Consider the following 7,498-nt stretch of genomic DNA (forward strand, 5'->3'; position numbering starts at 1 on the left):
CGCCCGGTACCGGCGCTCGAACTCCTCATTGCCCGGGAATTCGGGCTCCTGGTCCGCCGGGATCGTGTTCACATAATCGGTCGTGGTCACCATCGGCACCCCCACCGACTGCGACCCCGCCCGCTGAAGCAGGCTACGCATGATGAACTGCGCCCGCTCCGTACCCTGCTCCCTGATCAACGCATCCAAAGACTCAACCCACTCGGCCGTCTCCTGGGGATCACGATCAGGCAACTGGGAAGTCAACCCGCTAAGGATGTGTGAGGTCTCTTCTCCTGCAGCCACGTCCAACCTCTCTTTTGGCGCACTTGTCGTCGCCTCAGGTCTGGCAGGGTAACTGCCCGTCATGATCGCGGCGTGTGCGACATATCGGTTACAACAGCCCGGTCAGGTGCGCCGGGCAGGTTCTCTTGAACTCGGGCTGCGCTTTTCGCGGCGGGCGGTTGCCCTGCAGCCCAAAGTCTTCATTGGCCACTGTAGCTTCGTCGGCGCCGGGATGCGTAGCCGCGGTTCGGCAAACGCGTTGTATGTCACACTCTGGCCGTTGCAACCACTGCAGCATCGCGCATTGTCGTTCCCCGATCCCGTCTGGATGCCGCGGAATATGGTGGAACGCGGGACAATGGCTTGAAGCACACGCCCAAAGGGTGTTGGCTTGTAGTAATCGAAATCACTTCAAGAGGAGGAAACGTGAGCGAGGCCGACGCCGCCACATCGGTAAATGTGGCGGAAAGATTGGGTTTCAAGGATGGGGATCTGATTCAGGAACTCGGTTACGACGACGATGTCGATTTCGATTTGCGTGATGACATTGAGGAACTAACGGGTTCCGAGCTGCTCGACGAAGACGATCATGAGGTAGTCGACGCAGTAATTTTTTGGTGGCGGGATGGCGATGGCGACCTCGTGGACGCCTTGGTTGACTCGTTGACCACCCTGGGAGAAGGCGGCGTCGTCTGGGTGCTGACTCCCAAGTCCGGTCGCGAAAACTATGTTTCTCCTTCCGATATCCAGGATGCTGCCCCGACTGCCGGATTGCACTGCACTACGTCGGCAGGTGTTTCCAAGGACTGGAGCGCTACCCGGCTGGTTGCGCGCAAGAAGAACAAGTGACCCGCTTGAAATCGGCTGAGGCCGGCCTGCGGACCGGAGTTCCCGTCGTGGGCCAGGAGGCACCGGATTTCGAGCTGGTGAACCAATATGGTGAACCAGTACGTTTGTCTGCGCTTCGCGGGCGCAACGTAGTGCTTGTCTTCTTTCCGTTTGCGTTTTCCGGCATCTGTACCGGTGAACTGTGCGAGATCCGCGATAACCTCGCCGTTTTTGAGCACGGCAACGCCACGATCCTTGGGGTGTCCGTGGACAGCAAGTTCGCGCTGCGCGCCTATGCGGACAAGGAGAACTATGAGTTCGATCTCCTGGCCGATTTCTGGCCGCACGGAGCTGTAGCCGAGCAGTACGGCGTATTTGATTCCTCCAGTGGCATGTCTTTGCGAGGTACATTCATCATCGACGCCTCCGGAATTGTCCGCTACGTCGTCGTCAATCCCCGGGGCCAGGCGCGCGACCTCGGTGAATACCGCGAGGCGCTTTCCGCACTCAGCGAGGCCTGAGCCGAAATGAGTGCGCAGCGGCCCGGCGTCGGAATGACGGGTTTCGCCATTTTGCCGCTGGCGGCTGCCATGGACATCAAAGCGGGGGAGATCGCAGAACTCCAGCGCGCCGTCGGGATACTTGGCGGCAAGCGGCTTGCCGTGCTGACCGGGGCGGGTTTGAGTACCGATTCCGGCATCCCCGACTACCGTGGTCCGGGCTCGGCGCCCCGGAATCCCATGACGTATCAGGAGTTCATAGGAAGCGCCGCGAACCGGCGCCGGTACTGGGCCCGGAACCACATTGGCTGGTCCCACCTGCGGCACGCCGATCCGAATCCCGGACACGCCGCCGTCGTGCGCTTGGAACGGCGTGGGCTTATGACCGGACTCATCACGCAAAACGTGGACCGTTTGCACGAGGACGCAGGAAGCGTCAACGTGGTTGACCTGCACGGTCGCTTCGACCGCGTGATTTGCCTCGACGGCGGCCACGTCTTCAGCCGTCAGTTGGTGGCCTCGATTCTTGAGGAAATCAACCCGGGCTTCCTGGAGGCGGTGCAGGCTTCCGGCGGCATCGAGATGGCTCCCGACGCCGATGCCTTGGTGGAGGATCCGGAGCTGATCCGCTCGTTCGTCGTGGCCGTATGTCCTGTCTGCGGCGGAACCCTCAAACCGGACTTCGTGTACTTCGGCGAGAACGTGCCCAAGGAAAGGGTGCAGCGTGCGTACGCCATGGTCGATACCGCTGACGCGCTTCTTGTGGCGGGTTCGTCGTTGACGGTGATGAGCGGGCTGCGGTTCGTCAGGCACGCAGCCAAGAGCGGCAAGGGGATAGTAATCATCAACCGGGGGCCCACGCGCGGTGACGCATTCGCGAGCCTCAAAGTGGACGCCGGAGTCAGTGGTGCACTGGCTTGGCTGGCCGAAGAACTCCCAGAGCTGCCGGTCCGGCAAGAGCCGATTGGTGTTCCGGGCGAATGATCCGGTAGAGTACATGATCGTTGGTTGAAGCGCTGAGGTGCTGAAATCACGCTGAATGGGTCTTTAGCTCAGCTGGTAGAGCGCCACGTTTACACCGTGGATGTCATCGGTTCGATCCCGGTAGGACCCACTATTCAAAACCCCGCAGTCCTGAGGCGTATGCCTTGGACGGCGGGGTTTTTTCTTTGTGTTCGCGTGCTTGGGCGGCCGTTTGGAAGGCCGTTCGGAAATTGGAAGAGCTCTCCACCGCGACTATTGGGGGATGCCGCGGTGGAGAGCTCAAAGATGAATATACAGAAAATTTTTGGATATGGGAAGGAAGCGCTTTGGCGACCGGAGCATTTCCTTGTTGCAGTGAGCCACTATGATGGTAGTTGTTCAGTGGATTGAACACGCGCGGATTGAACAAGTGCGGCAATAGCTTGCGGATTCGGTTCCAGGTCCGGGCATCCGCTCAAGCCGCCCCAACACTGCGTCTCACGCACGATTGCGAAGGAGAATCATGGTCGATTCCCGCACAACCCGTTCCGCCGAAGGATTGGGGAGCTCTTCGCCTGCGCCGGCTGTGACCCGCGCAGCGGCCGTACTGGACGCCCTGGCTGATGCTCCCGCGGGCCGGCTGACCCTCAGTGACCTTTCGCGGGAGCTTGGCATTCCGAAATCGTCCACATCCAACTTGCTCCTCGCGCTCGAGGAGGCCCGGCTCATCACCCGGGAAGGTGCGGACTTTTCACTCGGCCGGAAACTGGTGGAGCTCGGTGCGGCGTATCTCAGCCGTCTGGATGAGGTGCAGGAGTTCTACAAGTTCTGCGAACAAGCACCCACCTTGTCCGGGGAAACGGTGCGGATTGCGATGATCGACGGCGACCACATCATCTATCTCGCCCGCTATGAGGGTCATCCGGCCGTCAGGCTCACGTCCAATATCGGCGACAAGATGCCACTTTCGTTGAGTGCCGTAGGCAAGGTCCTTCTCGCCCAACTTCACGACCACGATATCGAGGCGATGTTCCCGGACGACGTGGAACTTCCCGTCATGACCCCCAAGTCCCTCCGGACGGCGGCCGAGCTGAAGGCGCAGGTTGCTGCCATCCGCAAGCAGGGCTACGCCTTGGAAGACGAGGAATCGACCCTTGGGGTGGTCTGCCTGGCTGTTCCGGTTCCTACCCATGGCGCGCATGGTCCGAGCCTCGGCCTGTCCGTCACGGCCCTCAAGGCGACCTTCTCCGACGAGCAGGCTGCCCTCATGGTCAAGGAACTTAAGGAATTGGCGCACTCGCTGGGTAATCCGATGGGCTAATGGGCTGCCGATCGTTGGCGCGCTGGGCGCCGGTGGCTCCCCGGATTAAATCTGATTACAGCACTTGAAAGTTGTTCATTGTGCTGTACGCTGTTCACTATAGTGATTCACGCCATGGCGGCTGACGCTATCTCGCCAGGCCAACGGGGGCCTGGAGTGTTCTTGAGGGAGTGCTAGTGACAACTCGTACTAAGACAAAGCTTGCTGAGACGGACGGCGGAGTAGTTGAGCCGGAGCAGCTTCGAAGGGCAACTCTTGCCAGTTCCGTAGGGTCCGCTCTGGAGTACTACGACTTCTACATTTACGGCCTGTTTTCGGCCTTGATCTTCGGGCCGCTGTTCTTCAAGCCTCTCGGTGATAGCGGCGCACTGATTGCGTCGTTCGCCACCTATGGCGTGGGATTCCTTGCCCGGCCGTTCGGCGGCATCTTCTTCGGCTTCATCGGAGACCGCTTTGGACGAAAGACGGTGCTTTTGCTGACGATTGGCATGATGGGCCTCGCCAGCTTCGCCATCGGCCTGTTGCCGACGTTCGACCAGGCCGGCATGCTCGGAGCCATTCTGTTGGTGGCGCTGCGCATCATGCAGGGCTTGGGTGCCGGTGCCGAGCAAGCGGGCGCCACCACGCTTATTTCGGAGGTCGCACCGCCGAAGCGCCGCGGCTATTTCGCTTCGTTGCCCTTCGTGGGTATCCAACTCGGCACGCTGCTTGGTGCCGGCACCTTCACGCTGATTGGTTTGGCCAATAAGAGCGTGCTCCAAGGCTGGTTGTGGCGCGTTCCGTTCTTGGCCAGTGTTGTCCTGATCATCGTCGCCCTATTCATCCGGCTCCGCCTGAAGGAAACGCCTGTGTTCCAGGAGCTTGAAAAGCACAAGAATGTGGTGAAGAACCCCGTTGGCGAGCTCTTGAGGCACTCCAAGAAGAACGTGCTCGTGGGCATCGGCCTTCGCATGGGTGAGAACGGGAACTCTTCCATTTACTCGGCGCTGCTGATCTCCTTCATGTCCGTGAAGCAAGGCGTCTTCCCTGGCGACACATTCATCGGTCCAGTTGGGCTTTTGATCGCCGCAGGCTTTGCGGCCGTCATGGTAGTTGCCTTTGGGGCTTTGTCCGACCGCTTCGGTCGTGTCCGCGTCTACCGCTTCGGGGCCTTGTTCCAGGTGATCACGGCAGTTCCTGCTTTCTACCTGGTGACTCTCGGAAATGTCACGCTCGTGTGGATTGTCATGGCCGTCGGCATCGCCATCGGCGTCCAGGGGATGCTTGGCCCGCAGTGCCCGCTGCTGCCCGAACTGTTCGGTTCCCAATACCGCTTCACCGGTGTGGCACTCAGCCGTGAAGTGTCGGCCGTTTTGGCTGGCGGCCTGGTTCCAGTCATTGGTGCCATCTTCCTTGGCGCGACGGGCAACTCCTGGGTGGTCCTGGCGGTCTACTCGCTGGTCTTGTCCCTGATTTCATTCATCACCACTTTCTTCACCCCCGAGACGGTTGGTCGCGACATGCTTGCGTTGGAAGACGCGCAGTAGCGTCCTGCCTTCCGGCACAAGACAAAGCGGCGGCCCGCTCCAGGAAACTCTGGAGCGGGCCGCCGATTTTGTCGTGTGGCACCGCCTGATCATCCATGCCAGACCTGCTGCCATTGCATTGTCGATTCCTGCCGTAATGGAACAGCCTGCCCGCCCAAACGCCGAACGGCCCTCCGGAGTACCGGAGGGCCGTTCGGGATTCTGCGAAGATGCGCCGTTTAGTAGAAGTGGACCGTGTCGACGAGGTGGGGGAGTTCGCCGCCGTCCAGGAACGTGCGCAGGTTGCTCATGAACCGTTCCGCGATGAGGCGGTTCTCGGCGGCGCTGAGGGCGGAGGTATGTGGGGAAACCATGACCCGCGGGTGGCTCCACAGGGGGCTGTCCTGGGGCAGCGGCTCTACCGCGAACACATCCAGGCAGGCAAAGGAGACCTGGCCATTGTCCAGGGCTTCCAGGAGCGCCTCCTCGTCAACCACGGTTCCGCGGCCGACGTTGGCGAAAACCGTTCCCGGCTTCATGGCTGAGAAGACATCGCGGTTGAAGAGCTTCTCGGTGTAAGGCGTGCCGGGCAGCGTGTTGACCACTGCATCGGCGTCCGCCAACAGGCCGGGAAGGCCAGAGTTGTCCGCGACCTCGTCGATTCCCTCGATCGCTTCGACATTCCGCTTGGTCCCGCTGACCTTCATGCCCAGTGCGCGGGCGATACGCGCGGTTTCGAGGCCGATTTCACCGAGGCCGGTCACCACCAGCTTGGAGCCGTTCACCAGCTTGGTGGGGATGCGGAGCTCGGGCCAGATCTTGGCGGCCTGGTCCTGGGCAAGTTCGGCGCTGCGCTTGAATCCGTTCAGGATGCCCAGCGCGGCAAATTCGGCGAGCGGAAGGGCGTGCACTCCCGCGGAGGTGGTGACCTTGAATTTCTGCAGCGTCTCGCTGTCGAGGCCAGAAGCCTTGACGGCTCCGCCTGCGCCGGCGGCCATCGCGTGGATCCACTGCAGGTGTGGATTGCTTTGGGCAATGCGCGCCAGGCCGGCGGGGTTTTCGTTCGGGAAACCGTAGAGGATTTGCGCCTTGTTCAGCATCGACCAGTAACGCTCCTCCTGTTCGGGGGTGCGCTTGAAGTCGGGATCGCCCGAGTGGTCGGCGGGGAAGCGTTCCGGAGGAAGGAGGTCGGGTTCGTAGAGCACTGTGATGCCCGGTTCTATTGCGCGGATTCGCTCCACATGCTCAGCTTCGAGCGGGACAGCGATCGCGATGGTGAGTTCATCAGTCGTCATAGTGTTCATCATACTGAATTGAGGCTAGGATATTGAACAGTTTTTGAAACATGAACCACGAAGAAGTGAGGTGCAACGGAACGTGACAGCCAAAACCGCAGGTTTTGTGGGACTTGGACTTATGGGCTTCCCCATGGCGGCAAACTTGCTCAAGGCCGGCTGGGACGTCACTGCCTGGAACCGCTCGGCCGGGGCGGCGGCCGAGTTGGAGCAACTTGGCGGCAAACGGGCGGAGTCGGTTGCCGCCCTCCGCGACCAACCCGTGATCGTCTTCATGCTTCCCGACCTGTCCTTCATCGAGGAATCCGCTTCGGGGCTGCTGGATGAATGGCGCTCGCTGGCGCCGGCCCCTGGAACCGCCGTCGTCGTGATGAGCAGCGTGTCTCCGACGGGCGTCCAGGAATTTGCCCGGACAGTGCACAGCGCCAGTGGCGGGAACGCCGTCGTCGTTGATGCGCCCGTCAGCGGCGGCACCCAGGGTGCGCAGGATGGCACGCTGGCGATCATGGCCGGCGCGTCCGAGGAGGTCTTCGGGCGCTTGCTTCCGCTGTTCGAAGCGATGGGGACCACGGTCCGGCGCATGGGTGCCCTGGGCGCCGGGTCGCTCGCCAAGGCGTGCAACCAGCTGATCGTCGGAACCACGACGGCGGCCCTCGCCGAAGCGGCCGAACTCGCCGAGCGCTCCGGCATGGATGCTGCGGCCCTCTTCGAGGTCCTTGCCGGCGGACTGGCCGCCAGCCGTGTGCTGGAGTTTGTCGGTCCGCGGCTCGCGGCGAAGGACTACGCCCCCACAGGTCCGGCGAAGTTCATGCACAAGGACCT

7 protein-coding genes, 1 tRNA gene and 1 pseudogene are annotated in these 7,498 nt (G+C 61.5%); 7 read left to right on the forward strand and 2 right to left on the reverse strand.

The annotated features are described in order from the left end of the window. Window positions 1–285, reverse strand: a pseudogene (locus E1809_RS25830) (pyruvate dehydrogenase (acetyl-transferring), homodimeric type); the annotation flags it as partial. 405 nt (window positions 286–690) lie between these two features. Between E1809_RS25830 and E1809_RS25835 the strand changes: the two are divergent. The 6 genes from E1809_RS25835 (at window position 691) to E1809_RS25860 (ending at window position 5,402) form a co-directional block, all read left to right on the forward strand. After that, entirely contained in the window at window positions 691–1,113 is a 423-nt protein-coding gene (locus E1809_RS25835; RefSeq protein WP_133207084.1) for a DUF3052 domain-containing protein, read from the forward strand. After that, window positions 1,110–1,613 carry a peroxiredoxin gene (locus E1809_RS25840; RefSeq protein WP_133207085.1) on the forward strand — a complete coding sequence of 168 codons (504 nt, stop codon included), beginning with the start codon at window positions 1,110–1,112 and terminating at the stop codon, window positions 1,611–1,613. Before E1809_RS25835 ends, E1809_RS25840 begins: the two co-directional genes overlap by 4 nt. Window positions 1,614–1,619: 6 nt before the next feature. Further along, a complete protein-coding gene (locus E1809_RS25845; RefSeq protein WP_133207086.1) occupies window positions 1,620–2,576 on the forward strand; it encodes an NAD-dependent protein deacetylase in 957 nt (318 codons plus the stop codon). A 57-nt stretch (window positions 2,577–2,633) separates the two neighbouring features. Next, window positions 2,634–2,706 (forward strand) — tRNA-Val (locus tag E1809_RS25850). 372 nt (window positions 2,707–3,078) lie between these two features. After that, window positions 3,079–3,876, forward strand: a complete 798-nt coding sequence (locus E1809_RS25855) for an IclR family transcriptional regulator (RefSeq protein ID WP_133207087.1) — start codon at window positions 3,079–3,081, stop codon at window positions 3,874–3,876. A gap of 170 nt (window positions 3,877–4,046) precedes the next feature. Beyond that, on the forward strand, window positions 4,047–5,402 hold the full coding sequence (locus tag E1809_RS25860; protein WP_133207088.1) for an MFS transporter: 1,356 nt from the start codon (window positions 4,047–4,049) through the stop codon (window positions 5,400–5,402). Between the two features lie 218 nt (window positions 5,403–5,620). Here the strand turns inward: E1809_RS25860 and E1809_RS25865 are convergent, their stop codons facing one another. Next, window positions 5,621–6,688 carry a D-2-hydroxyacid dehydrogenase gene (locus E1809_RS25865; RefSeq protein WP_133207089.1) on the reverse strand — a complete coding sequence of 356 codons (1,068 nt, stop codon included), beginning with the start codon at window positions 6,686–6,688 and terminating at the stop codon, window positions 5,621–5,623. A gap of 70 nt (window positions 6,689–6,758) precedes the next feature. Between E1809_RS25865 and E1809_RS25870 the strand changes: the two genes are divergently transcribed. Further along, window positions 6,759–7,498: NAD(P)-dependent oxidoreductase (locus E1809_RS25870; protein WP_133207090.1), on the forward strand; the 740-nt coding region annotated here is incomplete at its 3' end.

Source organism: Arthrobacter terricola, from assembly GCF_004354015.1.
GTDB classification, from domain to species: domain Bacteria; phylum Actinomycetota; class Actinomycetes; order Actinomycetales; family Micrococcaceae; genus Arthrobacter; species Arthrobacter terricola.

What these genes read in the sequence shown, in the direction of transcription:
- E1809_RS25845 (WP_133207086.1), top strand. Translation starts at nt 1,620, where the DNA reads ATGAGTGCGCAGCGGCCCGGCGTCGGAATGACGGGTTTCGCCATTTTG.
- E1809_RS25855 (WP_133207087.1), top strand. Translation starts at nt 3,079, where the DNA reads ATGGTCGATTCCCGCACAACCCGTTCCGCCGAAGGATTGGGGAGCTCT.
- E1809_RS25865 (WP_133207089.1), bottom strand. Translation starts at nt 6,688, where the DNA reads ATGATGAACACTATGACGACTGATGAACTCACCATCGCGATCGCTGTC.